A 26,295-nucleotide genomic window follows, 5' to 3' on the forward strand; every position below is an offset into this window, starting at 1 on the left:
GCCCGTCATTTCGAGCGGAGTGCAACGTAGTCGAGAACCCGAAGGCTCAGCGAAGCTAAATCTATCAAGATAGATCTCTCCATTACGCTGCGCTTCAGTCGAGATGACGATTTCTATTTTGGACTTTGACTAGTTAGATCCCCACCTCGAAATCGTAATCCAAATACTTCGGCACATTCAAACTCTCTACAATTTTCCAGTTTTTCTTTTCGGCAATAAACTCAGGTATAGCTAACCCCGATGCTTTGGCCGCTTCCATATAAAAATCCATTTTCGCGGAGTGTGTAGGCGAGCAGGCATGATAAATGCGGCCAAAGGCTTGTTTTTCCAATAACCGGATAGCAATACCAACTGCATCTGTTTGATGGATGAGATTTACCGGTGCTAAACCATTGGGTACGCCGGTTTTGCCTGCAAAGAACCTTCCCGGGTTACGGTCGGGACCAATTAATCCTGCAAAGCGGATAATGGTAGAATTAGGGCATCCAGCGCTTAAAATTTCTTCAGCAGCTACCACAACCTTGCCCGAATCGGTATCCGGACAAGTTGTGCTTTCTTCGTTTACCAACTGGTTTTCATCTGCAAAAACACTCGTTGAACTGATGAGTACAATTTGGGCTGTTTTGCCTTTGGCAGCCGCTATAATCGACTTAATTTTTGCAGGATAATCCTGCAGCTCGGTTGAGTTTCTTTTTGGCGGGATACAAATAAACAAGGCATCACATTCAAAAAAGGAAGGATCTGCTTCAATTTTTGCTGTTGTGAAATTAACCAGATAAGGCACAATTTGTGCATCGACCAATGTAGTAAGTTTAATTTCGGTAGTGGTTGAACCATTAACTGAATAGCCGCGGGCAACCAGTGCTTTGGCAAACGCAAAGCCAAACCAGCCACAACCTAAAACCGAAACCTTTTTAATTGCCTTTTGATGCACTTTAGAACCTGAAATCATAGTGCCTAAAGATAGCTTTCTGCCGGTAATTTATTTGTCAATTCTGTTCTTGTACAAGGTTTTCGATAAGGCTAAAATGCCATCGTGGTAACTGGTTGGTTTAAAGTTAAAAGCTTTTTCAAATTTTGTGGAATCGAAATGGTAATCGTGATCGTACTGGTAATACATTTCAACAGTGCCCGCTACTACTTTTTTAAATAAGCCAACCAAACGGAGCATCAGTTTATTAATTACCGAATAACGGGCTTTAGTGCCGTAAATTTGCGCGGCCATTTCAATAAAAGCTTTTCCTTTTAAAGGAGCTGCGGTTGGTAAATGCCAGATCTGGTTGCCCGAATCGGGTGTTTGGCCCAAGAGAAAGAGCGCTTTGCCGGCATCCGGAATGTAAGTAAAGCTATGTAAGGTATTGGGATTTCCTATCCACTGGCCGCTGGTATTTTTGGCATATTTGTCCAGTATCATCATATCGAAGAAACTGTTCATAGAATCGGTGCCATAAAAATCGGCTGCACGGGCTATGGTTGCATTAATGTGGCCTGCTTTGCTCTCATCCATTAATTGCTGAGCTATTTTTGCCCTCACTTCGCCTTTCAGGCTGCAAGGATGGTAAGGCGTATTCTCCGTCATCGGCCCTTTTACCAGCCCATACATGTAAACATTGTCGAAAAAGATTAATCGTGCTCCCGTTTGCTTACAGGCATTAATCACATTTTGAATAATAACGGGCCACTGTTGCTGCCATATTTGGGCATCATAAACTAAACCGGCGCACAAATAAATGATGCTCGAGCCTGCTGTTGCGGCAAGTACTTCCTGTTCGTTCAACAAATCAGCCTTTTGCCAGCTTACATTGGGATTGTTGGTCGCTACCGGTTTACGGCTTACCAGCCTAAGGGTTTGGTTATGGGCAATTAATTCCTGGGTTAATGCGTTTGCTGTTGGCCCGCCGGCGCCTAATATCGTGTGCATAGCTTTTCTTTTTTGATTGACTCAAAGTTAGCTGTGCTTTGATGCAGAAAACGTTAACAAAAGATAATGAATACAAAAAGTATAAGAATAGGCTTAGTGCTGTAATAAGGTTCTTTTACGAATGCGCGAAAGTGAAACAGGCGTAATGCCCAGAAAATTGGCAATAAAATGCTGCGGAACCCGCTGAAAAATATCGCCGGCCGTCTTCTCGAGTGCAGTATAACGCTCTTCGGGACTTTGTGTTATAAAAGCGGTAACCCGGTCTTCGTAACAACAGATGTAATATTCGGCTATTAAACGACCAAAACGTTCCATTTTTAAGGCCAGTAGCGGGTGGTTTAACATCTGCTGCAAATGCTGGTAAGAAATCATTACCAGTTCGGTTTCTTCAAGGGCTTGAATGTAATTGCGGTTTGGGGTCCGTTTAACAAAACTTTTGTAAGCGCTCATCAATTCATTTTCAAAGCTAAAGTATCCGGTAATCTCCTGACCGTCTTTGATATGGTAATAGCGTACAGCCCCACGGGTAATAAAGGCCATATAGTCGCACACCTTTCCTTCGACGGCAAAATGTTCCTTTTTGTTTAGACTCGAAAAACTGAGGTAAGTGGTAAAGATTTCCCACTCTGTATCGCTAAAGGTTACAAATTGGGTAATACCGATTCTAAATGCTTTAAGTTGAGACTGTTTATCCATACCAGAGGTGAAATTCTGATTAAAGATACAGATTTGCAGGCAATAGTATTAACCCTTACCGAGGTTATAACAAGCCCTGCAGCGGGGTTCGTAGCTTTCTTTTTCGCCAAGCAATACGGTAGCTTCGTCGGCAGCCGTGCGGTAGCTGTATAAAGCAGGGTTGCCACAGCAAACACAAACTGCATTTACCTTTGTTACATGTTCGGCAATGGCCATTAGCGCTGGCATGGGGCCAAAAGGCCTGCCGGTAAAATCCATATCCAAACCTGCAACGATTACGCGGATACCTCTGAGGGCTAATTTATTGCAGACATCAGGCAATTCATCATCAAAAAACTGGGCTTCATCAATGCCTACCACCTGGGTATTGGTACCCAGTAATAAAATGGCCGAGGCACTATCAACAGGTGTTGAATTAATCGAGTTTAAATCGTGCGAAACCACAGCTGTTTCATGGTAACGGGTATCAGTTCTGGGCTTAAAGATTTCGACATTCAATTTAGCAATCTGGGCTCTTTTTAGCCGGCGAATCAGTTCTTCTGTTTTGCCCGAAAACATGGAGCCGCATACCACTTCAATACTTCCCGAAAATTCGCCCCTTCTTCTAAAATTTTGTTCGCTAAATAACATGCCTTATTTTTTATTCCCCAGTATCAGCCCGATAATTTTTAAACCGAACAAATATGAGAATTATGTGTTATTTTTGAAGAGATAGTTACCAACATAAATCGATCAGAAATTCGTTTTAACTTTATGATGAACCAACAAGATATTTTCAAAAAGATAGGCAGTATTTTAACAGAGTTGAATGAGCAATACCAGTTTTTAGCTCAAAATCCTCAGCAACTGAATGATTTGGAACTCGAACTTTTCCTGGCCAATGCACATTTCCTTTCCGATCACGTTAATATCGTAAAAAAACTAAATACCATCATTGAAGATAAAACACCTGAACCGGGCAATCACCCGCGTTTAGCTGAACAAAATACAATTATTCTGCCCGAAGCCCCTAAAAGCTATGCAGAAGATGATGAGTGCTTCGATCCGCAGGAACTGGAAGAAGTAGCTACTGCAGAAGAAGAGGAAGCACGCGTTGATATTAAGCCTGCACAGGAGATTATAGATGAGGAAGCCGCTGAAGTTGAAAAAGCCGTTGAGCTAGAAAAAACAGCTTCAACAATCAATAACGATTTCTTTAAACCAGATCAGGACGATCATACTTTTGAATTTGTGCTGGGCACGCATGATGAAAATGCACAGTTTGATTACGAGTTAAAACCTGCTGAAGAAATCTTTGACCGGCCTTTAAGTAAAGAGGAAGCCGAAATTCTGGCTCAAAAGAAAAGAATACACGAAAAAGAAAGAGCATTACCCGCTGATGAAACTCCTTTGCCTGCCGAAGAAGATGAAATTGGTCCTGAACCTTTTTTAATTGATCATGAAGTGGAAGAAGAAGTAGTAGCGGCTGTTACACCTACACCGAAAGAAGAACCGGTAGCTGTCGCCACGAAGCCTATCGAGGCACTTAAGGATGTAAAACTGGATGAGCCTGTCATTTCGCCGCCTGTTGAGCATGAAAGACCATTGTTTACACCAGAGGCTGTTCCGGTAAAACCAACACCAGAGCCTGTGGCAGCAAAACCTGTTCAAAGTTTAAATGAGTTATTGGCGCAAACAAATGGCAAAAACGAGGAGACTGTAAAAGCACCAATAGCCGATTTAAAACAGGCGATTAGCTTAAACGAAAAATTGCTTTTCATCAAAGATCTTTTTAACGGCTATAACCTGGCTTACTCTGAAGCGATTGATATTGTAAATAAAATGAACAGTTTTGAAGCTGCTGACGGCTTCCTGCAAAATAACTATGCTGCAAAGAATAACTGGGCCAGTAAGCAGGGCACGGTTGATCAGTTCTACGAATTGTTGAACAGAAGGTTTAGCAGGTAAGGCGTTTAGCGGTAAGCGTTTGGCGGTCTTGATCGTCCGCGTTTGTAACGCGGATGCATGAACCCGGCATTTGCAATGCCTCTTGCCACTTAAATAAAACCCGTCCTGTTCGAATCGAGCTTTAAGATAAATTGCTGGATGGTAAAATCAGTAGATTGTCCGCGTTTGTAACGCGGATGTATGAGCTTGGCATTTGTAATGCCTCTTGATGCTTAAATAAATCTCATTCTGTTCGAGTCGAGCTTTAAGATAAGTTGCAGGATGGTAAAATCTAAAGATCGTCCGCGTTTGTAACGCGATGCCAGAACCCGGCATTTGCAATGCCTCTTGCTCCTTAAATAAAACCCGTCCTGTTCGAATCGAGCTTTAAGATAAATTGCTGGATGGTAAAATCAGTAGATCGTCCGCGTTTGTAACGCGGATGCCGGAACATGGCATTTGCAATGCCTCTTGCTCCTTAAATAAAACCCATTCTGTTCGAATCTAGCTTTAGAAAGATAAACAGCAGGATAGTAAAACTCCAAAGCGACGATCCTCCGTAGCTAATTAAAGGTAAGGGAATCCCAATAACCGGAATAATACCTATCGTCATCCCGATATTGATAAATACGTGGAAAAACAGGATACAGGCCACGCTGTAACCATAAACCCGCGAAAATGTAGAACGTTGTCGCTCTGCCAGATTAATTAATCTGAGCAGTAAAAAGATGTACAAGCCAATTACAACTGAACAACCTAAAAAACCCCACTCTTCGCCAATGGTGGAAAAGATAAAGTCGGTACTTTGCTCAGGTACATAGCCATATTTGGTTTGTGTACCCTGTAAAAAGCCACGTCCTGTTGCCTGCCCCGAGCCAATGGCAATCTGCGACTGGATTACATTATAGCCCGCACCCTTATTATCTGTTTTAAGACCGAGCATCAGCTCGATACGGCTGCGCTGGTGCGGTGCCAGTACTTTTTCGTAAGCAATTTTAACCACAAAAAGATAGGCAATGGCGATTAAGGTTACTAAAACGGTAGAAATAATTATTTTTTGTTTTCTCCTGTTATTGTAGATAAACAGTCCTCCAATAGCAGTAAGTACAAGAATTATCAGGTAGGTGGGAACTAAGAAATCGGCAACAAACAGCACGATCATGCCCAGGAAAATCAACAGAAAATAACCCGACAAGCCTTCGCGGTACAACGGGAACATAAAAGCCAGGAAAACCAGTGCCGAACCTGTATCAGGTTGCAACATGATCAGTAACAATGGTGCCAAAACAATTAATCCCGCAATAACAATCGATTTAATGTCTCTGAATTTTGGATTAAAAGTACTTACATAACGTGCCAAAAGCAGTGCTGTGCCAAATTTGGCAAACTCTGAAGGTTGCAGCCTGAAAGAGCCTATTGGTATCCAGGCCTGATTACCACCAACATTTCTGCCGACAAATAGCACCGCTACCAAAAGCAGTAAAGTTATGCCATAGATAAAAGGAGCGAAAACATTAAACAGTCGCCCATCGAACAAAAGTATTGATAGGCCCAGCACTAAACCGGTAATAATATAGATTAACTGTTTCCCATAAAGGGCACCAATATCAAATGCAGCTGATTTTTCGGGTGGTACCGAAGCAAAAATATTGGTAAAACCAACCGCGCATAACGCGATGTAGATTAAAACGGTAATCCAGTCTACATTAAAAAAGAAGCGGTTTCCTCCCTGTTGCTGCATCGTTAATTGTTTTTTACAGGTTTATCAATTAGAACTGGCCTGGTTAATTTTGCTGGTGTTGTCGCCGTCGGTTTGAGTACGTTAGGTTTTATTTTCAAACTGTCTTTTATCCGTTTAACTGAGTCGGCTTTCTTAATTTTTAGACTATCAAGCTTAGTCAGTTTAATTTTTTTTGTTTTATCAATAATCGCAGGGAGCAAGTTTGTTTCTGCGAATGCTTTTACCGTATAACCATTTGATTTTGGCTTGATCGAATCTGTTAGGTATTTTTCTACTATAAAACTGGATATTGGTGCAGCATAAGATCCGCCGTAGCCACCATTTTCTACAATTACTGCAATGGCAATTTTAGGGTTATTCATCGGGGCAAATCCGATAAAAACAGAGTGGTTCTTACCATGCGGATTTTGTACTGTTCCGGTTTTTCCACACATCAGGATATTGGGAATCTGCGATTCTTTCGCGGTTCCCCATGGACTGTTTACCGCATCCCGCATCCCTTCAATTACAGGAGTAAAATATTGGGCATCAACGCCTACATAGTTTTTAACCACATATTCTTTTTTAACTACATTTTTATCGCCAATTCCTTTAATCAGGTGTGGTTTCATGTAATAACCGCGGTTAGCAATAGCAGCCATTACGTTGGCCATTTGCAGCGGGGTAGAGGTAATTTCCCCCTGACCAATTGCCTGAGAAATTACAGTAGTGTATCCCCAGCGTTTACCATATATCTTATCGTAATGATCGGCGGTATAAAATATTCCTTTCTTTTCAAAAGGCATATCAATCCCAAGCTTTTGGCCAAATCCCCATTTAGAAATTTGCTCGTGCCAGTGTGCATAAGTCTGGCGCTGGTTTTTCATCCCATTTTTAGTGATGATACTCTGAAAAACGTGACAGAAATAAGTATTACATGATCTGGCAATACCACGCTGCATATTGATGGTACCATCAACGTGTTCGCATTTTACCTTATGATTGCCGGCCATATAGTAGCCTGGGCAGAAAAACTGTGTACTTGGATCAATGGCTCCATCCTGCAAGGCCACTAATGCATCGACAGGTTTAAATGACGATCCAGGTGAATACTGACCAGCGATAGGACGCACAATCTGTGGCCGGTAAGGGTTTGCAATCAGGCTCATGTAGTTTTTTCCCCAGTCTTTACCCACCAGTTGATTCGGGTCATAACCAGGGCTACTCACAAAAGCCAGTATCTCGCCCGTAGCGGGTTCAATGGCTACAATAGCACCTACTTTATTTTTCATCAACTCTTCGCCTAGGCGCTGAATTCTGATATCTATTGATGAAATTAGCCGATCGCCAGAAACTGCATTAATATCATATTTACCATTGGCATAACTGCCTTGCGCTACATTATGTACATCATATAAAGTATTTACTACGCCCTTTTCGCCACGTAGAAAATCTTCATAGGATCTTTCCAAACCGCTTTTTCCAATAAAATCACCGGGTTTATAATATCCTTCCGATTTTTCAATATCATCCGGACTTACTTCTTTTACGTAGCCAAAAAGCTGTCCGGCAATGCTATCAGGGTAATGCCTGATGGTTCTGTCCTGGGTTGCAAAGCCCGGAAAGCGATACATAATTTCCTGTAAGCGGGCATAGGATTGAACTGAAATTTGCCTTTCAAAAAATGTGGACTGATATGGTGATTGCGCTCTGGCTTTTTTTAGCTTTTTGCGTACATCGTTAACTGTTATTTCGAGTGCATTGGCCAAGGCAAGGGTATCGAATTCCTTTACTTCGTTGGGGATCACCATTAAATCGTACACCGGTTCATTTTGAACAATCACCTTCATGTTACGATCTAAAATAGCACCACGAGCCGGGAACTTAAATTTCTTTTTTAATACGTTACTCTCGGCAGAAATAAAGGCTTTGTCGCTAATGATCTGGATATAGAAAAGCTTGCCCAATAAGATAAGGGCAATCACGATAAATAATCCCTGAACGATATATTTCCGGTTAAATAACTGATCCATTAGCGTGGTGTTCTTCTATAGAATATAAACTCTACCAATAAAATAATAAGCAGTGTAAAGATACAACTTAAGCCGCATCTCATTAAGGTATAACCAATTTCGGTTAGCCTGAATGTTTCTAAGAAGAACAACACCAGATGGTGTGTGATAACGCAGAGAAAAGCATAAAGTGAAAACCATTGGAAACCCATGTAACTTAACGATGGTTCAGGGTCGTCAATTGCGTCGCGGTTTAAACTGATGGATATAAATGAAATCCTGACAAATGCCAGCACTACACAAGCGGTTGCGTGCACGCCCATGGTATCGTAAAATGCATCGAGTGTTAAGCCCGTTGCAAAGGCCAATCCGTACAATAAAATGTTAGGGATACCAAAAGGCAGAAGCAGCAAAAACAATACGTAGATAAATGGGGTGGACAGATTGTAAAAGCCCATATTCTTGAGCAGAAAGATCTGCACAAAAAGCAGTAAAAACCACCTGATCACATTTACAATTATGATTCTACTATTCATTGGGCTTAGCTAGGCTTTCTAAAGCTTTTTGCTCTTCAGCAAGTTTATCTTTAACCACATATACATATTGCAATGTGCTAAAATCTGTAAATAAATTCAATTCTCCCGATAAGAAATTGTCGTTGGTAGCCACATTGGGTTTGCTAATTTTGCCTACTAAGATCCCTGCAGGAAATGAGCCATAGCCCGAGGTAACAACCGTATCGCCCACATACATTTTGATGTGGTTGGGTACTTCTTTAACGAAGGCTTTTCTGATATCGAAATTGCCATCACCCCAAACTAAAGAGCCAAGGGCATGATTCTTCTTTAGCATAACACTAATTCGGGTATCTTTATGCAATAGCGATTGGATGGTGGCTAAATGTGCCGAAACATCGCGGATGAAACCAACTACCCCCTTTTGTGGAGCAATTACAGCCATACCACTTTTAATGCCATCAACAGTACCCTTATTAATGGTCATTACATTGTTGCGAAGGGTAATCGAGTTTTTAACCACCTTAGCCGCCAGGTACGAATACTGCTGATTGGTAACGGTATCAATAACTTTAACAACTTTAGCGCTATCAACGGTAGTTAAACCCAATAAGCGGGTTTTAAGTTTGGCATTTTCTGCTGCAAGGCTATCGTTTACCATTCCCAGGTTTAAATAGCGTTTAAAAACATTAAGCCTTTCGTATGCGGTACCTACTACTTCGTTTGAAGAATTTAAGGTTACGCTACGCTGGTAGGCATTGTTTTTCACCGTTAGGTAAATCCCTATCGTAAAAAAGATAATAAACAGGAAAAATGCGTTGTATCTGCTGATGAAAATCCAAAGGTTACGCATTGCTCATGGGATATGAGACTTAAGATGTGAGATGTGAGATGGAATAACTAGTCTCCAGTCTCAAATCTCATATCTCAAATCCAGGTTATTGCATCAAGAATTTATATCCGCCAATATTTTTTAAGGCGATACCAGTACCGCGAACTACTGCACGAAGCGGATCTTCTGCCACGTGTACCGGTAATTTTGTTTTTGCGGCCACACGTTTGTCTAATCCTCTTAATAAGGCACCACCACCTGTTAAATAAATACCGGTTTGGTAAATATCTGCAGAAAGTTCAGGAGGGGTAATCTCTAATGCTTTTAAAATCGCTTCTTCAATTTTAGAGATCGATTTATCCAGACAGTGTGCAATTTCGGTATAAGAAACTGTAATTTGTTTAGGTACACCGGTCATTAAATCACGGCCCTGAACAGCAAAGTCAGAAGGTGCATCCTGTAACTCAGGTAAAGCAGCACCAACTTCGATTTTAATTTTCTCAGCAGTACGGTCACCAATCATAATGTTGTGCTGGCGACGGATGTAGTTTACAATATCAGAGTCGAAGTTATCTCCGGCCACACGGATAGATTGATCGCAAACAATACCTGATAAAGCGATTACCGCAATCTCGGTAGTACCACCACCGATATCGATAATCATATTACCCATAGGTTCTTCTACATCGATACCAATACCTACAGCAGCAGCCATTGGTTCGTGTATTAAATAAACTTCTTTAGCACCAGCAATCTCGGCCGAGTCACGTACTGCACGTTTTTCTACCTCAGTAATACCCGAAGGGATACAGATTACCATTCGTAAAGATGGGAACATCCAGCCTTTACCACCGTTAAGCATGCGGATCATACCTTTAATCATGGCTTCAGCAGCGTTGAAATCGGCAATTACACCATCCTTTAGCGGACGAACGGTTTTAATATTATCGTGGGTTTTACCCTCCATTTGCATGGCCTGACGACCAATTGCAATAACTTTGTTTGTAGTGCGGTCAAAAGCAACAATTGATGGCTCATCTACCACCACTTTGTCGTTATGTATAATTAGGGTATTCGCAGTGCCCAAATCAATGGCAACTTCTTGCGTAAACCAGTTAAATAATCCCATGTATGAGGTATGTTTCTTTAATTTTAATAAATGTATACTATTCCTAATGTAAAAATAGCTTTTTTATTGTTTTAACTTCTATTTTCTTTAAGCATTAAATTGTTTTTTAGGCAATTAAAATGTTTTAGGTAATTAAAGTTTAAATAAATTCAAAAGACTAACGCTTATGCCGGGTGCTTTAAGCTTTAGTCTTTCAGCTTTATGCTTATATTAGTGTTTAAAGTGTCTTACGCCAGTGGTAACCATTGCAATACCTTTCTCGTTTGCTTTTGCAACAGAATCGGCATCTTTAATCGAACCTCCTGGTTGTAAAACTGCGGTAATTCCGGCATCGGCAGCAATTTCAACACAATCAGGGAAAGGGAAGAAGGCATCAGAAGCCATTGCAGCACCTTTAACGCTGAAACCGAATGAGGCCGCTTTTTCGATCGCTTGTCTTAAAGCATCCACACGTGAGGTTTGGCCAACACCACTTGCAATTAACACATCATCTTTAACCAAAACAATGGTGTTCGATTTAGTGTGTTTTACAATTTTATTGGCGAAATATAAATCTTTTAATTCTTGTGCAGTAGGTGCTTTATCGGTAACGGTTGTCATTTGCTCCGGACCTTCGATAATTAAATCTTTATCCTGCTCAATTACACCGTTTAATAAGGTTTTAAATTGTTTTTTGCTCAAATCAACCTCGTTGCGTTTTAAAATTACACGGTTTTTCTTTTTGCTGAATAACTCAACAGCTTCTGGTTGGTAGGCAGGTGCAATTAATACTTCAAAAAACAGGTTGTTAATTTCTTCAGCCGTAGCTAAATCAACTTCAACGTTGGTAATTAAAACACCGCCGAAAGCAGAAACCGGATCGCAGGCTAAGGCATCAATCCAGGCTTGTTTTACAGTTGGGCGTGAGGCAATGCCGCAAGCATTAGTATGTTTTAAGATCGCAAAGGTTGGATCCTGGAATTCGTCAATTAAGGCAACAGCGGCATCCACATCAACCAAATTGTTGTAAGAAAGTTCTTTACCGTTTAATTTGGTAAACATGGCTTCTAAATCACCATAAAATACAGCGCCTTGGTGCGGGTTTTCGCCATAACGCAAAGTTTTAGCTTCGGTTACGCTTTGTTTAAAAACATCAAGTGGCTCTTCCTGGTTAAAATAGTTAAAAATTGCCGTATCGTAGTGCGAAGAAGTATGGAAAGCAGTTTTAGCAAACGATTTACGTTGTGCTAAAGTAGTTTCGCCATTTTGCGCTTCTAATTGTGCCTGTAAAGTAGGGTAGTCGTTTTTCGATGCAATGATAACCACATCGTTAAAGTTTTTCGCCGCTGCACGGATTAATGAAATACCACCGATATCAATTTTCTCGATAATCTCTTCTGGTGTTCCGCCTGCTTTAACGGTTTCTTCAAATGGGTATAAATCAACAATTACCAGATCAATTTCCGGAATTTCATATTCAGCAATCTGCTCCTGGTCGCCAGTTAAAGCCCTGCGGTTTAAAATACCGCCAAATACTTTTGGGTGTAAAGTTTTAACACGTCCGCCTAAAATAGAAGGATATCCTGTTAAATCCTCAACCGCTGTAACCGGAAGGTTTAAATCTTTGATAAATTGTTCGGTACCACCTGTTGAGAATAACTGTACTCCCTGTGCGGCTAACAATTTTACCAATGGTTCTAAACCATCTTTATAATATACTGAAATTAAAGCGTTTTTAATCTTAATTGGCTGACTCATTTTACTGTAAATTTTGAGCCGCAAAGGTAGTAAAACAGGATTGTTTTTTTATTATGTTTTATTGGTAAAAAATTACCTGCCGGATTAAAAAAACAAAAAGAATATTTTGATCTGTTAAATGGTGTTAAATTGCTAGTTATAAATGTTTAAGTAGCCGTCGATAGGATGATTTTAAGCAATAAAGCAAAAATCTGTTTTTAAGGTTGACAGTTGAGTTTAAAACTGGCTTACACTATTATATGTATATGCTTTGCATTATAAGTATAAGGTATAACAAAAAATAGCCGCATATAGTCAGGCTAATGCAGTTGAACAATACCAGTTATAATTTGTGGATGATGGTTATTTGCTGATTTTCTTTACAATGCTTTCAACAATACGCGGGTAATGCTGGTGCTCCAGTTGTTGCCCCTTAAATTTAACCATTTCCAAACTGTCGTTTTTATCGATCTTATAACGGGCCTGATAAATGTACTCGCCCTCATCGTAATTTTCGTTGACGTAATGAATGGTGATGCCGCCTTCGGGTTCGCCTGCAGCAATTACAGCATTGTGTACATGGTCGCCGTACATGCCTTTACCTCCAAATTTGGGTAAAATAGCTGGGTGTATATTAACGATGCGGCCAGGGTAGGCGTGGATTAAGCTTTTAGGAATTAACCAAAGGAAGCCTGCAAGCACAATGAAATCTATTTCCAGATTCTTGAGCAGTTCTATTACCTCATCGGTTTTATAAAACTCATTTTTGTCAAAAATGTGGGTAGGGATTTCAAAATTATCAGCTCTTTGTAATACATAGGCTTCGGCATTATTGGTTAGTACCAAAGAAATTTCTATCTCATTACTCCGCTTGAAATGCTCCATCAGTTTTTGGGCATTAGAACCAGAACCTGATGCAAAGATGGCTATTCGTTTTTTCACTCAAAAAGGGTTTTGCCCAAAAATAGTATTTTTAGGGCTGTTTTCTTAATCGAAATTAATTTTTATTGTAAGCGCTTAAAGTATTATTAATGAATAAATTTAGTGTATTTTTGCGCTTCGGTAAGCGGGCTGAATTTTAGTGAATAAAAAAGTTAAAAGTGTTTTGTATTTTTAAAACATTAATTCTATATTTGCAACCCGAATTATAGGAAACGATTAAGAAAAATAAAAGGCTAAATAGAAATGGCAAATCATAAATCTTCATTAAAAAGAATTAGAGCAAACGCAACAAAACGTTTACGTAACAGATATCAGGCAAAAACTACACGTACTTTCATCAAAAGATTACGTGCTGCAGAAGACAAAAAATCTGCATCTGATTTATTGCCTAAAGTAATCTCTATGTTAGATCGTTTAGCTAAAAAGAACATCATCCACAAAAACAAAGCGGCTAACAACAAATCAAAATTAACGAAATTCGTTAACGGTTTAAAATAAGCCAATTTTTTTACGATATTAGTAAAAGGCATCCCAACCAAAAGTTGGGATGCCTTTTTTTTGTCGAAAAAAATGGAAAACAACAAACAAAAGTTAGGCATTAAATTATGGGCAGAGGCCGACCGGCCACGCGAAAGGCTTTTGCAACATGGCAGAAGGTATTTAACAGATGCCGAATTAATTGCCATTCTAATCGGTTCTGGCAATAAGAACGAAACGGCCCTTGATCTCAGCAAACGGATTCTGGCTTTTTACGATAACAATTTAGTCCGGCTGGGCAAGGCTTCTATTCAGGAACTATCCAGGTTTAAGGGAATTGGTGAAGCAAAAGCACTTACGATTATCGCTGCACTGGAATTGGGTTTGCGCCGCAAAGAGACCGACGATGAACAGATTGTGCAGGTCACTACGGCCAGGCAGGCCTATAATTATATGCACCAGACTTTCGAAGATCTTCATTACGAAGAATTTTGGATATTGCTCTTAAACAGGTCAAATCATGTAATTGGCAAATTTCAAATCAGCAAGGGTGGGCAGGCCGGAACCATCGCCGATCCGAAAATCATCTTTAAAATCGCCCTGGAAAATAATGCAGCAAATATCATATTGGCCCACAACCATCCGTCAGGTAATTTAAAGCCAAGCGATAGCGACAATAAACTTACGCGCGATCTTGTTGCATCGGGCCGAATGCTTGGTCTTTTTGTGGTCGATCACATTATTTTTGCCCGTAACAATTATTATAGTTACAGGGATGAAGATTTAATTTAAAAATATATTAACTGGGTAAAGTAGAATTAATCTTAAATTGTTATCATCGCAGCTTATTAAATTTATGCGCCGGAATGGCGACAGTGATTAAGCACAATTATACACAAATGAAAAGATTATTAGTTCTTCCTATTGCCCTGTTGCTAACAGTGGCAGCTTTTGCCCAGAAAAAGGGTACACCTGTTAATATTATAACCTATAATATTCGTTTAAATGTTGCATCTGATGGGGTAAATGCCTGGCCTAACCGTAAAGATAATGTTAAAGCCCTGGTGAAATTTCACGATGCCGATATCCTTTGCGTTCAGGAAGCCTTGCCCGAGCAATTTGATGCTCTACTGGAAGATTCAAATTTTGATGTGGTAGGTGTTGGTCGTGATGACGGCAAAAGAAAAGGGGAATTCTCTGCAGTTTATTATGATAAAGACCGTTTTACTAAAAAAGATGGCGGAACTTTCTGGTTATCAGAAACACCTGATGTTCCATCGAAAGGCTGGGATGCTGCGCTTAACCGGGTATGTAGCTGGGTAAGGTTATATGATAAACTGAATAAAAAAGAGTTTTTGGTTTTTAATACCCATTACGATCACATTGGAGTTCAGGCCAGAATTGAATCGGCCAAATTATTAAAGCAAAAAATACAGCAAATTGCCCCGACCTTGCCGGTTGTTTTTACGGGAGATTTAAATGTGACACCAGAAACTGAAGCCATTGCGACGATTAAATCCTTCCTGATTGATGCAAAAGAAGTTTCAACCGAAAAACCTTACGGGCCAACCGGTACTTTTAATGCTTTTCACTTTGATAGTGATTTGAAAGACCGTATCGATTACATTTTCGTAAACAAAGGATTTAAAGTGCAGAAGTTTGCGGTATTATCAGATAGTAAGGACAAAAGATATTACTCAGATCATTTGCCTGTTTTTGCCAGGCTTTGGTTTTAGGGGGATTTAGAGTTGTCGACTTTTAATAGCAAACTGGCAATTAAAGTCGACAACTCTCCAAAAGTAGATTATGATGTCGGGTCTATGTTGACATGGACCATGTAGCATGAATGCCAGGTCCATCATACCTCTTCCATTTTCCATCATTTATTCCGGTTTGGTTTTCTCCTTTTGGCTTTAAATAATATCTTTGCGTTTTAATAAATTGATTATCCTTTGGGCTTGTTCCAATACCCGATACTCACTACTTGATTCTCTAAAATGAAAATATCATATAACTGGTTAAAACAATTTGTACAAATAGACAAAACTCCTCAGGAACTTTCTTTAATCCTTACCAATGTAGGTTTGGAGGTAGAAAGTGTAGAAAAAGTGCAGCCTGTTGTGGGCGGCTTAGAGGGTTTGGTTATTGGCGAAGTATTAACCTGTGTGCAGCATCCTAATGCCGACCGTTTGCGGGTAACAACTGTAAATGTTGGCGGAAATGAAAATCTTCAGATTGTTTGTGGCGCACCTAATGTAGCTGCCGGACAAAAAGTAGTTGTGGCTACAGTTGGTACAACCGTTTATCCTTTAGAAGGCGAACCTTTTAAAATCAAAGAATCAAAAATCAGGGGAGAACTTTCGCAGGGGATGATCTGTGCTGAAGATGAAATTGGTTTGGGTAAATCGCACGATGGAATTATGGTTTTAGCTGAAGATACCGAAGTGGGAATCAAGGCTAAAGATCATTTCAAAATGGACGATGATTATGTTTTCGAAATCGGGTTAACACCTAACCGTGCCGATGCAGCTTCGCATTTAGGTGTAGCCAGAGATTTGGCCGCTTATTTCAGAAGCGAATACGAAATTCCTGATCTTACTGCTTTTAAAACAGACAACGAAAGCCTGGTTATTCCGGTTGAGGTTGAAGATTTGGAAGCTTGTCCGCGTTACAGCAGTGTTACCATTTCTGGTGTAACCGTTACTGAATCGCCTGAGTGGTTAAAAGATAAACTGAAAGTAATTGGCCTGCGTCCGATTAATAATGTGGTAGATATTACCAATTATGTATTGCATGGCTTAGGTCAGCCGCTACATGCTTTTGATGCTGATAAAATTGCTGGTGGAAAAGTGATTGTTAAAAAAGTTACCGAAGCTACACCTTTTGTAACGCTTGATGATGTTGAACGCAAATTAAGTGCAGACGATTTAATGATCTGCAATGCAGAAGCGCCAATGTGTATTGCAGGTGTTTTCGGTGGCAAAACTTCGGGTGTAGACACAGAAACTAAAAATATCTTTTTAGAGAGTGCTTACTTTAATGCGGTTTCTGTCCGTAAAACAGCTAAAAGACACGGATTAAAAACCGATGCTTCTTTCCGTTTTGAGCGTGGTACCGATCCTGAAATTACCGTTACTGCTTTAAAATATGCTGCTTTATTGATTAAAGAACTGGCAGGTGGCGAAATTTCTTCTTCAGTTTCTGATATTTATCCAAAACACATTCGTCCGTTTGAGTTCGAGGTAAGTTATACCAATATCAATAAGTTGATCGGGGCAAATATCCCTTCGGCAGAAATTAAACATATTATTACTGCCCTGGGCATTTCGGCTACCAGCACTTCTGATGATACCCTGGCTTTAAGAGTACCTTCGTTTAAAGTAGATGTAACGCGTGAGTGCGATATCACCGAAGAGGTTTTGCGTATTTATGGATATAATAATATAGAGATCCCGGCTAAGGTAAATGCCTCTTTATCTTATAGTATTAAGCCAGAGAAAGAGAATACACACAATACTGTTGCCGATATGCTTAGTGCTAACGGTTATGCAGAAATTATGTGTAACTCGTTAACCAAGTCGGCCTATTCGAAAAACATAGAGGAAGCCGTGTTTATTTTAAATCCGCTCAGCAGCGATTTAAATGTAATGCGTCAGAATTTGTTGATGCCTGCATTAGAAAGTGTAGCTTACAACCAGAACCGTAAAAATGCAGATGTGAAGTTTTACGAATTTGGTAAAACCTATCACCTGATCAACGGACAGTATGTAGAGCGTCCACGGTTATTGTTGTTGATTTCAGGTGCAAAACAAGGCGAGCAATGGAACCAGAATTCGAAACCGGCTACATTTTACAATTTAAAATCGGCTGTTGATGCCATTATTGCGCGTTTAGGCATTTCGACTTACCAAAGCGATGCCTTAACGAATGAAGATTTTGCTTATGGGATTAAGTATTTCCGTGGCGATAAAACATTGGTAAGTTTCGGAGCAGTTTCAAAAGCCGATCGTAAGGTGGCTGATGTAAATGCAGAAGTTTTCTATGCTGATTTTGACTGGGCGGTTATACTGGATATCGTTAAGAAAAATAAAATCGTTCACAAAGATGTTGCAAAATATCCGCAGGTACGCCGCGATCTTTCTTTATTAATCGATCAGCAGGTTACTTTCGATACTTTAAAAGGTATTGCCTTTAAAACCGATAAGAAGCTGATTAAAGAAGTTGGCGTTTTTGACGTGTATGTGGGCGATAAATTGCCAAATGGTAAAAAATCTTATGCATTAAATTTCATTTTACAGGATGAGGAGCAGACCTTAACCGATAAGCAGATTGAAAATACCATGCAGAAATTAATCGCGAATTTAACTGCACAAGCTGGCGCAGAAATTAGGAAATAAAATATAAATTCGTATTTTTAGAAATAAATTCATGGCTTCTGTTGCAGATCAATTAGATAAAGTATTACAAAAAACGGCTCAGGTATTGGAGTTATGTAATGCGCTACAGGAAGAAAATGATTTATTAAAGCTTGAAAATCAATCGTTAAAAGTTGCGGTCGATACGGCGAAAGGCAAAAATGTAGAACTTGAAGAGAAATTAAGGGTTACAAAACTGGCCAAAAGTATTGAGGGAGCAAGTGAGAAATCGCTTGACATTAAACAAAAAATTAACGATTTTGTGCGGGAGATTGATAAAAGTATCGCATTATTGAAAAAATAAATGATGCGGGGAAATCAGAAACTAAGCTAAACAAATGGGAGAAATCTCGATTAAAATAACCATTTCCGACCGTATTTATCCACTGAAGGTAAATATGGAAGAGGAAGAGATTGTGAGACGGGCGGCAAAAATGATCAATGAGCGCATAAAAGATTATCAGGATAATTATGCGGTTAGAGATAAGCAGGACCTTCTTTCTATGGCTGTGCTACATTATGCAACGGCTGTATTAAGAACAGAAAATAAAGTACAAAACCAGGATACTGCTGTTGCCGATAAAGTCGAAGAATTGGATGTTTTACTCAATAATTTCTTTGCAAAATAGGATCGTTCTTTAAACATTTCGTCATGCTGAACTTGTTTCAGCATCTCTAAAAGGTTCCTGGAATCCGATAGTTGTCGGGATCAGGATGACGGAGCGTTATATATATTAGCACAAAAATATAGCCGCAGCTAGTTTTTGAGTTTCAAATTTTATAAAACTTAACACTTCAATATCTATAGGGTTAAGAGGGCGTATTTCATTTGCTTTGCACCTGAAAATGGCTTAAACCCTAATTATGCTTAGTTGAGGTTTAAAATGTATGAGACTTTAAAAATTAGTTGCGGTTTTTTTTTACTTAAAAAACAAAATGGAAATAGTTGAAATATTAGGATACGTGTTTGCCGTAATTGCAGGTATCGCTATCGGAGTAGTGGTGGGAAGATTCCTCCTGCGTAACTTACTGAAACAGCAGGAAGTGGCTGCTCAGAACAAGGTAAAGAAGATTTTAAAAGATGCAGAAAATAATGCCGAAATCTTAAAAAAGAACAAATTACTCGAAGCCAAAGAGAAATTTTTACAGTTAAAAGCGGAACACGAGCAAGAAGTAAACGCTAAAAACAACACCATAAACCAGCGCGAAAACACCATCAAGCAAAAAGAGCAATCGGTGAACCAGCGTATGGAAAACTTCAATAAGAAAGAACAGGAGCTCGACAGGCAAAAAAGTAACCTCGAAAAGCAAACCGATCTTGCCCTTAAAAAGCAAGACGAAGTTGAAGTGTTGAAAAATCAGCACCTTAAGCAATTGGAAACTATTGCTGGTCTTTCAGCCGAAGAAGCAAAAGAACAATTGGTAGAAAACCTGAAACAAGAGGCCCGTACACAGGCCATGATGCAGGTGAAAGATATTGTGGATGAAGCCAAATTAACAGCAAGTAAAGAAGCTAAAAAGGTAGTAATCCAAACCATTCAACGTACAGCTACAGAGGCTGCCATTGAGAATTCAGTTTCTATTTTCCACATCGAAAGCGATGAAATTAAAGGTCGCGTAATTGGTAGGGAAGGTAGAAACATCCGCGCACTCGAAGCAGCTACAGGTATCGAAATTATTGTTGACGATACGCCTGAGGCCATTATCTTATCTGGTTTCGATCCAGTAAGAAGAGAGATTGCCCGTTTGGCTTTACACCGTTTGGTAACCGATGGTCGTATTCACCCGGCCCGTATTGAAGAAATTGTAGCCAAAACCAAAAAGCAAATCGAAGATGAGATTGTAGAGATTGGCGAGCGTACCGTAATTGATTTGGGTATTCATGGTTTACACCCTGAGCTGATCAGAATGGTTGGCCGTATGCGTTACCGTTCGTCTTACGGTCAGAATTTGTTGCACCACTCTCGTGAGGTAGCTAATTTCTGTGCTACCATGGCTGCTGAGCTTGGCTTAAATGCAAAAATGGCTAAACGTGCCGGTTTATTACACGATATTGGTAAAGTGCCTGATGATAACCCTGAATTGCCACACGCGATTTTAGGTATGCAACTGGCAGAAAAATATAAAGAACACCCTGAAATTTGCAATGCCATTGGTGCACACCACGATGAAATCGAAATGACATCGATGATCTCACCAATTATCCAGGCTTGTGATGCCATTTCAGGTGCACGCCCTGGTGCCCGTAGGGAAGTAGTTGAAAGCTACATTAAACGTCTGAAAGATTTAGAAGAACTGGCTTTATCTTATCCGGGTGTAGAAAAAACTTTCGCCATACAGGCAGGTAGAGAGTTACGTGTAATTGTAGAAAGCGAACGCATTACCGATGCACAGGCCGAATTACTGGCAGCTGATATTTCTACGCGTATTCAAACCGAAATGACTTATCCGGGTCAAATCAAAGTTACTGTAATCAGGGAAACCCGTTCTGTAGCTTTTGCGAAATAGATAAACCGTCATCCTGAACTTGTTTCAGGATCTCATTAAATGAAGAGATGCTGAATTAAATTCAGCATGACGATAAACAAACAAAATATAAAGCGATGGATATTCCGTCGCTTTTTTTTATTTTTACATAATGAGCAAGCAAACCATACCCTTAACACCTAAACGTCCGGTTGATGTACTTTTCGATAAATATGCCGAAAGTCATCAAAATCCTACCAATAAAATGGTGCACTGGATTTGCGTACCCTTAATTGTATTCAGTTTGCTTGGGCTGGTGTGGCAAATCCCTTTTCCGCATATCGGTTTTTTAGGGAGTTACAATGGTTTTTTTAACTGGGCCTCTTTTCTGCTGGCCTTCAGCTTATATTATTATTTTACCTTATCACCTGTATTGTTCTTCTTAATGATCTGGGTTGTGGGCATTATGAGCTATTTCATTGTTAAAATAGAGCAGGCTGTTGGCCTGGGTAGTGGAACTGCTTATGGCATTTATGCAGCAATATTTGTAGCCGCCTGGATAGGCCAGTTTATCGGGCATAAAATTGAAGGAAAAAAACCATCCTTTCTGGATGACGTTAAATTCCTGTTAATCGGCCCGATTTGGTTATTGCACTTCATTTGCAAGAAAACCGGTATTAAATATTAAACTGAGCGCGGTTAACATTAAATTAACCTTTAAATAAACTAAGCTTAATTAACATCTAACATATAGCTAACATTGTGGTAATAGCTTTGCCTAAAATTAAATAAAGGCAAATTGGACTTAATCACAATTTTTAGAAGAACGGCACTGACGGTGCTGGTTTTATTTCTGGGCATAACAGCTTATGCACAAACAGGCAAAATTTCGGGTGTCGTATCAGATAAAAAAACAGGCGAAACACTAATTGGTGTAACTGTTAAAATTAAAGGTACTACCAAAGGTGTATCAACAGATGTTGATGGTAAGTATATTTTACAAGCCATGGCCAATGGTAAATATACACTTGAATTTTCTTACGTAGGATACCAAACCAAAGAAGTATCAGATGTAGAGGTAAAAGGCCCATCAGTTACCAGTTTAAATATTGTACTTAACGAAGCCGGCGGACAAAACCTGCAGGAGGTTGTAGTAAGAGCAAGCTTTAAACAAGAATCGGTTAACTCTTTATATGCACAGCAAAAAAACAGTGCTTTAATTTCTGATGGTATTTCGAGCGACCAGATTAAAAAATCGCCGGATAGAAATACCTCCGATATCCTAAAAAGGGTAAGCGGTGCTACGGTTCAGGATAACAAATTTGTGGTTGTGAGGGGATTGAGCGATAGGTATAACAACGCAACCCTTGATGGTGCATCATTACCAAGTACCGAGCCCAACCGTAAAGCATTTTCATTTGATATTGTTCCTTCGAACCTTGTTGATAACCTGATTGTAAGTAAAACGGCTACACCAGATTTACCTGCCGATTTTACCGGTGGCGCCATCCAGATTATGACGAAAGACATTCCGGATAACAACTTTATCAGTTTTGGTGTTGGTGCTGGTTATAATACAGCTTCAACCTTTAAGGATTTTAAGAGTGGGGTTAGAAATGCCAGCGATTATTTTGGTTTTGATAATGGTGATAAGGCATTACCAGGTAATTTCCCGTCACGCAATAAAATCCTTGCCGGATTAACACCTGCTCAGGATGTTGCAGCAATGAACAGCCTCTCATCTAACTGGAAAACTTATAACAACACTGCGCTTCCTACTCAAAATTATCAGTTTACTTTAGGTAGGGTTAAAGATTTTAAAGAGAGCAATAACAGGTTTGGTGCATTATTTTCAGTGACGTATAGAAATTCACAAACCATTTATAATGATGTTATCCGTGATTATGTAAACTACGATTATCATGATAATGCTTATAAATTCTCTACTAACTTAGGTGCAATTGCCAATTTTGCTTATACCTACGGTAAAAGTAAGATTACCTTCAAGAACATCTACAACAGAACTTATGACGACCAGTATTTAGACAGACAAGGTTACAATAAGGATAGGGGAAGAGATATCAAGTTTTATGCGTTCGATTTAATGCAGAAATCTTTGTTCAAGTCTACCCTTGAAGGTACACACCCACTTGGTGAGAATAATTCAAAAATCAATTGGTCGTTAAGTTATGCCAATATTTTGAACGATCAACCAGATCAAAAGAAAATCTCTTATCAGAGAGATCCAAGCCTTGCAGGTAAAGAGGGATATGTATATGTTGCTCAAACAGACAATATTAATAAAGAAAATTCGAGGTTATTCTCAAAATTGAACGAAGATAACTTTAGCGGAGGTTTAAACTATACCCTACCGGTAAAAATGTTTAGCCAAACTTCTACTTTCAAAGCTGGTTTAAGTTCTATTTACCGCAAACGTAGTTTCGATGCAAGATTTATCGGGTTACAGGCCAGCCAAAGCTCTCCGTTAAAAGATGAAGTACAGAGAAGATCTCTTACTACATTATATGGTAAAGATGCGATCAATGGTGGTGCTTATTATTTAAATGATATTTCGCTGGATGCCGATAGCTACAACGCACACTCGATGACCAATGCCGGTTATTTAATGCTGGATAACAAATTTGGTGAAAAATCGAGATTGGTATGGGGACTTAGGGTTGAACAGTTTAACGTGGTTTTGGATGCTAAAGTACCTACACCGCAAACTTCTGTTAATGATAACTATGTTGACTTTTTACCATCTGCAAACTATACGTATAGCCTGACGCCAAAAATAAATTTAAGGGCTTCTTATTACCGTACACTTGCCAGACCAGAATTTAGGGAATTGGCTTCAGCATCGGTTTATGACTACGAACTTTTGGCTTTACAACAAGGTAATCCAGGCTTAAAAGAGGCAAAAATCGATAATGGGGATATTCGTTTTGAATTTTATCCTCAGGCAGGACAGATCATTTCAGTTTCGGCATTCTATAAAAAATTCCACAATGCCATCGAATCTTTCAATAGTGATGGTGGTTCTTCAAGAATTATAACCTATATCAATTCTGATCAGGTTAATGTTTATGGAGTGGAATTGGAATTCCGTAAATCACTGGATTTTATTGCCAAAACTGATTTCTTAAAGAACACTACCTTTTATACGAATCTTTCGCTTATTAAATCAAAAGTTGAAACGAATAATACTGGTTTAAATCTGAAAGATGTTAAAAGACCAATGGTTGGCCAGGCACCTTATATTATCAATGCAGGTTTACAGCATAGTTTCCTGGATAACAAGTTAAACTTTAATGCACTTTACAACAGGGTAGGACGCAGGCTTAATGTTGCTGGTGGTGTACTTTTCCCGGCAATATGGGAAGCGCCTAGGAATGTTGTGGATTTGCAGTTGGCCTTAAAAGTGATTAAAAACAAAGGTGAAATCAAATTTAACGCGGGTGATATCTTAAATAACCGCATTACACAATACTACGATAACGATCTTGATAAAAAATACGACCGCTCGAAGGGTGATGAAACGATCAGTAGTTATAAGCCTGGAAGCAACTACTCACTTTCTTTCTCATACACATTTTAATGTTAAGAAAAGGTTTCGTTAGCCCGAGTGATGGTAACAATATGTTAAAACTGTATTAATCTACGGATTACAATTGGATAATAATTTTATAAAAAAAAGTTAAGTAAAAGGAAGATGAAAAAACAATTATTACTTTGCGCAATGAGCGTAATGGTTTTCTTGGCAAGTTGTTCTAAAAACACTGTCGATGAAGATATTAACCCGCCGGTAGCTGCAAACACAGTAGAAGTTTCTGGTGATGTAACAGCAAGTACAACCTGGAGCGCAGATAAAATTTACCTGTTAAAAGGTAATGTTTTTGTAACCAACAATGCTACTTTAACCATTCAGCCTGGTACAATTATTAAAGGTGATAAAGCTACTAAAGGTGCTTTGGTTATTACAAGAGGTGCTAAAATCAACGCAACTGGTACAGTAGACAAACCAATTGTATTTACTTCAAGTGTAGCCGCTGGTGCACGTAAAGAAGGCGATTGGGGTGGTGTGATCCTTTTGGGTAAAGCTCAGAACAACTTAGGTACATCTGTGCCAATCGAAGGTATTTCTGATGCAACAGATAAAGGTAAGCATGGTGGTACTGATAATGCTGATAACTCAGGCGTGATGAAATATGTACGTATTGAGTATGCAGGTATTGCTTTAAGCCCTGATAACGAGATCAACGGTTTAACTTTCGGTTCAGTTGGTTCAGGTACACAAATCGATTATATCGAGGTTTACCGTTCAGGTGACGATGCTTTCGAATGGTTTGGTGGTGCAGTTAACTGTGCGCACTTATTGGCTATCGATAGCTGGGATGATGATTTTGATACCGATAACGGTTTCTCAGGTAAAGTTCAGTTTGGTTTAGCACAACGTTTGGCTGTAACTGCTGACGTTTCTGGATCAAACGGTTTCGAATCAGATAACAATGCTGCAGGTGATAACGCAGCGCCTCAAACTTCTGCTATTTTCTCTAACATGACTATTTTAGGCCCTGTAGGTTCTGGTGGTAGCAGCATCAATGCTAACTTCCAGCACGGTGCTCAAATCCGTCGTAACTCTGCAATGAGCTTAGTTAACTCTATCATTGTTGGTTATACTGAAGGTGTTTTTTATGACGATGCTGCTGGTTCTGCCGGAGCAAATGCATCAAGCAATCTTTCTAGCGGAAAATCATTATTTGCAAACAACCTGATCTACAATAGCAATAGCAAAGGAAATCAGATTAAAGCTTCTAATGCAACAGCTTTAGGTGTTATCAGCCCATTATTACAAGCTGCTACAGCATTAAATACTTTTGATCCTGCTGCTTTAGCTTCAAGTATCATTACTGATCCTTACAAATATTCTGCTGACCTGGTTGCAACTGCAAGAGTTGGAACGCCAAACTTTACTGTAGTAGCAAATTCTGCAGCAGCAACCGGCGCTTCATTCACCAATGCTAAATTAACATCAGGTTTTACAGCTGTAGCTTACAGAGGTGCTTTTGGTGCCGATAACTGGGCTGCTGGTTGGGCTCATTTTGATCCTCAATCATTACCTTACACTACTCCAGGTGCTGTTAAATAAGCCGAGTTAAAAAACTAATATTAAGAAAGGCCGGATTGATTCCGGCCTTTTTTATTGATACACTTTTGGGTGAAAATATATACAGTGACCCTGTTGTTATATGCTTTTAACTTAACGATATATGTTCCGAGCTTATAATTATAGGTTATTTTTCAAACGATATATGTTCCGAGCATATAATTATAGGTTATTTTTCAAATGATATATGTTCCGAGCATATAATTATAGGTTATTTTTCAAATGATATATGTTCCGAGCATATAATTATAGGTTATTTTTCAAATGATATATGTTCTGAACATATAATTATAGGTTATTTTTCAAATGATATATGTTCCGAGCATATAATTATAGGTTATTTTTCAAATGATATATGTTC

The 26,295-nt window shown here is 39.3% G+C and carries 22 protein-coding genes; 11 read left to right on the forward strand and 11 right to left on the reverse strand.

All coding sequences use genetic code 11. The annotated features are described in order from the left end of the window. Positions 1-133 precede the first annotated feature (133 nt). The 4 genes from OC25_RS16555 to OC25_RS16570 all read right to left on the reverse strand — a co-directional run bounded on the left by OC25_RS16555 (position 134) and on the right by OC25_RS16570 (position 3,247). Positions 134-952 carry a Rossmann-fold NAD(P)-binding domain-containing protein gene (locus tag OC25_RS16555; protein WP_052266259.1) on the reverse strand — a complete coding sequence of 273 codons (819 nt, stop codon included), beginning with the start codon at positions 950-952 and terminating at the stop codon, positions 134-136. Between the two features lie 30 nt (positions 953-982). Beyond that, positions 983-1,921 carry an NAD-dependent epimerase/dehydratase family protein gene (locus tag OC25_RS16560; RefSeq protein WP_039478249.1) on the reverse strand — a complete coding sequence of 313 codons (939 nt, stop codon included), beginning with the start codon at positions 1,919-1,921 and terminating at the stop codon, positions 983-985. Between the two features lie 93 nt (positions 1,922-2,014). Further along, positions 2,015-2,617, reverse strand: coding sequence for a Crp/Fnr family transcriptional regulator (locus tag OC25_RS16565; RefSeq protein ID WP_052266260.1), 603 nt, complete (start codon positions 2,615-2,617; stop codon positions 2,015-2,017). Positions 2,618-2,665: 48 nt separating this feature from the next. Further along, positions 2,666-3,247 carry a thymidine kinase gene (locus OC25_RS16570; RefSeq protein ID WP_039478251.1) on the reverse strand — a complete coding sequence of 194 codons (582 nt, stop codon included), beginning with the start codon at positions 3,245-3,247 and terminating at the stop codon, positions 2,666-2,668. A 123-nt stretch (positions 3,248-3,370) separates the two neighbouring features. Between OC25_RS16570 and OC25_RS16575 the strand changes: the two genes are divergently transcribed. Beyond that, entirely contained in the window at positions 3,371-4,564 is a 1,194-nt protein-coding gene (locus OC25_RS16575; protein ID WP_039478253.1) for a hypothetical protein, read from the forward strand. Positions 4,565-5,021: 457 nt separating this feature from the next. Here the strand turns inward: OC25_RS16575 and rodA are convergent, their stop codons facing one another. From rodA to purN, 7 genes are all read right to left on the reverse strand, one after another. Further along, on the reverse strand, positions 5,022-6,284 hold the full coding sequence (gene rodA / locus OC25_RS16580) for a rod shape-determining protein RodA (protein ID WP_039478255.1): 1,263 nt from the start codon (positions 6,282-6,284) through the stop codon (positions 5,022-5,024). 2 nt (positions 6,285-6,286) lie between these two features. Further along, positions 6,287-8,296 carry a penicillin-binding protein 2 gene (mrdA, locus tag OC25_RS16585; RefSeq protein ID WP_039478257.1) on the reverse strand — a complete coding sequence of 670 codons (2,010 nt, stop codon included), beginning with the start codon at positions 8,294-8,296 and terminating at the stop codon, positions 6,287-6,289. Beyond that, complete coding sequence (locus tag OC25_RS16590) at positions 8,296-8,811, reverse strand: hypothetical protein (protein ID WP_039478259.1); 516 nt, start codon at positions 8,809-8,811, stop codon at positions 8,296-8,298. The genes mrdA and OC25_RS16590 overlap by 1 nt, the downstream gene beginning before the upstream one ends. Then, positions 8,804-9,643, reverse strand: coding sequence for a rod shape-determining protein MreC (gene mreC / locus OC25_RS16595; protein ID WP_039478261.1), 840 nt, complete (start codon positions 9,641-9,643; stop codon positions 8,804-8,806). The genes OC25_RS16590 and mreC overlap by 8 nt, the downstream gene beginning before the upstream one ends. A gap of 85 nt (positions 9,644-9,728) precedes the next feature. Continuing rightward, positions 9,729-10,751, reverse strand: a complete 1,023-nt coding sequence (locus OC25_RS16600) for a rod shape-determining protein (RefSeq protein WP_039478263.1) — start codon at positions 10,749-10,751, stop codon at positions 9,729-9,731. 210 nt (positions 10,752-10,961) lie between these two features. Further along, the gene (gene purH, locus OC25_RS16605) at positions 10,962-12,488 is read right to left on the reverse strand and encodes a bifunctional phosphoribosylaminoimidazolecarboxamide formyltransferase/IMP cyclohydrolase (protein WP_039478265.1); all 1,527 of its coding nucleotides are present in this window, start codon (positions 12,486-12,488) and stop codon (positions 10,962-10,964) included. 342 nt (positions 12,489-12,830) lie between these two features. Then, on the reverse strand, positions 12,831-13,409 hold the full coding sequence (gene purN / locus OC25_RS16610) for a phosphoribosylglycinamide formyltransferase (RefSeq protein WP_039478268.1): 579 nt from the start codon (positions 13,407-13,409) through the stop codon (positions 12,831-12,833). 243 nt (positions 13,410-13,652) lie between these two features. Here purN and rpsT point away from each other — a divergent pair, with 243 nt between their 5' ends. The 10 genes from rpsT to OC25_RS16660 all read left to right on the forward strand — a co-directional run bounded on the left by rpsT (position 13,653) and on the right by OC25_RS16660 (position 25,916). Beyond that, a complete protein-coding gene (gene rpsT, locus OC25_RS27365) occupies positions 13,653-13,907 on the forward strand; it encodes a 30S ribosomal protein S20 (protein WP_029277289.1) in 255 nt (84 codons plus the stop codon). Between the two features lie 72 nt (positions 13,908-13,979). Further along, positions 13,980-14,678 carry a RadC family protein gene (gene radC / locus OC25_RS16620; RefSeq protein ID WP_039478272.1) on the forward strand — a complete coding sequence of 233 codons (699 nt, stop codon included), beginning with the start codon at positions 13,980-13,982 and terminating at the stop codon, positions 14,676-14,678. A gap of 107 nt (positions 14,679-14,785) precedes the next feature. Further along, complete coding sequence (locus OC25_RS16625) at positions 14,786-15,622, forward strand: endonuclease/exonuclease/phosphatase family protein (RefSeq protein ID WP_039478274.1); 837 nt, start codon at positions 14,786-14,788, stop codon at positions 15,620-15,622. A 261-nt stretch (positions 15,623-15,883) separates the two neighbouring features. Continuing rightward, positions 15,884-18,283, forward strand: a complete 2,400-nt coding sequence (gene pheT, locus OC25_RS16630; protein WP_039478276.1) for a phenylalanine--tRNA ligase subunit beta — start codon at positions 15,884-15,886, stop codon at positions 18,281-18,283. 31 nt (positions 18,284-18,314) lie between these two features. After that, positions 18,315-18,605 (forward strand): hypothetical protein, encoded by a 291-nt coding sequence (locus OC25_RS16635; protein ID WP_039478279.1) that lies wholly within the window; start codon positions 18,315-18,317, stop codon positions 18,603-18,605. 34 nt (positions 18,606-18,639) lie between these two features. Continuing rightward, entirely contained in the window at positions 18,640-18,930 is a 291-nt protein-coding gene (locus tag OC25_RS16640; protein WP_039478281.1) for a cell division protein ZapA, read from the forward strand. Positions 18,931-19,237: 307 nt separating this feature from the next. Next, positions 19,238-20,809, forward strand: a complete 1,572-nt coding sequence (rny, locus tag OC25_RS16645) for a ribonuclease Y (RefSeq protein WP_039478282.1) — start codon at positions 19,238-19,240, stop codon at positions 20,807-20,809. Between the two features lie 130 nt (positions 20,810-20,939). Further along, positions 20,940-21,455 (forward strand): Mpo1 family 2-hydroxy fatty acid dioxygenase, encoded by a 516-nt coding sequence (locus OC25_RS16650; protein WP_039478287.1) that lies wholly within the window; start codon positions 20,940-20,942, stop codon positions 21,453-21,455. Between the two features lie 111 nt (positions 21,456-21,566). Continuing rightward, on the forward strand, positions 21,567-24,365 hold the full coding sequence (locus OC25_RS16655) for a TonB-dependent receptor (protein ID WP_156131500.1): 2,799 nt from the start codon (positions 21,567-21,569) through the stop codon (positions 24,363-24,365). A gap of 114 nt (positions 24,366-24,479) precedes the next feature. Continuing rightward, positions 24,480-25,916 (forward strand): hypothetical protein, encoded by a 1,437-nt coding sequence (locus OC25_RS16660; protein ID WP_039478289.1) that lies wholly within the window; start codon positions 24,480-24,482, stop codon positions 25,914-25,916. Positions 25,917-26,295: the final 379 nt, after the last annotated feature.

Source organism: Pedobacter kyungheensis, assembly GCF_000812965.1.
Classification (GTDB): Bacteria; Bacteroidota; Bacteroidia; order Sphingobacteriales; family Sphingobacteriaceae; genus Pedobacter; species Pedobacter kyungheensis.

What these genes read in the sequence shown, in the direction of transcription:
- OC25_RS16555 (WP_052266259.1), bottom strand. Translation starts at nt 952, where the DNA reads ATGATTTCAGGTTCTAAAGTGCATCAAAAGGCAATTAAAAAGGTTTCG.
- OC25_RS16560 (WP_039478249.1), bottom strand. Translation starts at nt 1,921, where the DNA reads ATGCACACGATATTAGGCGCCGGCGGGCCAACAGCAAACGCATTAACC.
- OC25_RS16565 (WP_052266260.1), bottom strand. Translation starts at nt 2,617, where the DNA reads ATGGATAAACAGTCTCAACTTAAAGCATTTAGAATCGGTATTACCCAA.
- OC25_RS16570 (WP_039478251.1), bottom strand. Translation starts at nt 3,247, where the DNA reads ATGTTATTTAGCGAACAAAATTTTAGAAGAAGGGGCGAATTTTCGGGA.
- OC25_RS16575 (WP_039478253.1), top strand. Translation starts at nt 3,371, where the DNA reads ATGATGAACCAACAAGATATTTTCAAAAAGATAGGCAGTATTTTAACA.
- rodA (WP_039478255.1), bottom strand. Translation starts at nt 6,284, where the DNA reads ATGCAGCAACAGGGAGGAAACCGCTTCTTTTTTAATGTAGACTGGATT.
- mrdA (WP_039478257.1), bottom strand. Translation starts at nt 8,296, where the DNA reads ATGGATCAGTTATTTAACCGGAAATATATCGTTCAGGGATTATTTATC.
- OC25_RS16590 (WP_039478259.1), bottom strand. Translation starts at nt 8,811, where the DNA reads ATGAATAGTAGAATCATAATTGTAAATGTGATCAGGTGGTTTTTACTG.
- mreC (WP_039478261.1), bottom strand. Translation starts at nt 9,643, where the DNA reads ATGCGTAACCTTTGGATTTTCATCAGCAGATACAACGCATTTTTCCTG.
- OC25_RS16600 (WP_039478263.1), bottom strand. Translation starts at nt 10,751, where the DNA reads ATGGGATTATTTAACTGGTTTACGCAAGAAGTTGCCATTGATTTGGGC.
- purH (WP_039478265.1), bottom strand. Translation starts at nt 12,488, where the DNA reads ATGAGTCAGCCAATTAAGATTAAAAACGCTTTAATTTCAGTATATTAT.
- rpsT (WP_029277289.1), top strand. Translation starts at nt 13,653, where the DNA reads ATGGCAAATCATAAATCTTCATTAAAAAGAATTAGAGCAAACGCAACA.
- radC (WP_039478272.1), top strand. Translation starts at nt 13,980, where the DNA reads ATGGAAAACAACAAACAAAAGTTAGGCATTAAATTATGGGCAGAGGCC.
- OC25_RS16625 (WP_039478274.1), top strand. Translation starts at nt 14,786, where the DNA reads ATGAAAAGATTATTAGTTCTTCCTATTGCCCTGTTGCTAACAGTGGCA.
- pheT (WP_039478276.1), top strand. Translation starts at nt 15,884, where the DNA reads ATGAAAATATCATATAACTGGTTAAAACAATTTGTACAAATAGACAAA.
- OC25_RS16635 (WP_039478279.1), top strand. Translation starts at nt 18,315, where the DNA reads ATGGCTTCTGTTGCAGATCAATTAGATAAAGTATTACAAAAAACGGCT.
- OC25_RS16640 (WP_039478281.1), top strand. Translation starts at nt 18,640, where the DNA reads ATGGGAGAAATCTCGATTAAAATAACCATTTCCGACCGTATTTATCCA.
- rny (WP_039478282.1), top strand. Translation starts at nt 19,238, where the DNA reads ATGGAAATAGTTGAAATATTAGGATACGTGTTTGCCGTAATTGCAGGT.
- OC25_RS16650 (WP_039478287.1), top strand. Translation starts at nt 20,940, where the DNA reads ATGAGCAAGCAAACCATACCCTTAACACCTAAACGTCCGGTTGATGTA.
- OC25_RS16660 (WP_039478289.1), top strand. Translation starts at nt 24,480, where the DNA reads ATGAAAAAACAATTATTACTTTGCGCAATGAGCGTAATGGTTTTCTTG.